Origin of the sequence: Pseudoalteromonas sp. S558 (genome assembly GCF_005886635.1) — a bacterium.
Classification (GTDB): domain Bacteria; phylum Pseudomonadota; class Gammaproteobacteria; order Enterobacterales; family Alteromonadaceae; genus Pseudoalteromonas; species Pseudoalteromonas aliena.
In genome coordinates, this window is record NZ_PNDU01000490.1 from 1 (window position 1) to 321 (window position 321).

Genomic DNA, 321 nt, shown 5'->3' on the forward strand with positions numbered 1-321 from the left:
ACTTACTTGCCTCTTGAACATTTATTTCGTGAAGGGGTTCAAGCATCACATTTTAATCGTCACAAACTTGGTAGAACTCTCGATCAATGCTTCGAGTTTGGCTGTGAAAGCTTATTTTCATTAGTCTCCGGACAAGCATGTGAAATAGAGCAAGTTGATAAAACCTTTGAATCACTTGATACAACGAGTCATTCACTGACAGGTGAATATGCTTTTGATGATGGAGATAGTGATGAAAATGTCATTAAAATTACTCATGGCTATAGCAAGGATCACCGTCCTGATTTAAAACAAGTCGTACAACCCATCGATAGTACCCAT

At 38.0% G+C, this 321-nt stretch carries 1 protein-coding gene; it reads left to right on the top strand.

The features are described from left to right. Positions 1-321, top strand: a 321-nt coding sequence (locus CWB66_RS21030) for a DUF4277 domain-containing protein (protein ID WP_138586965.1), incomplete at both ends; no start/stop codon positions are given.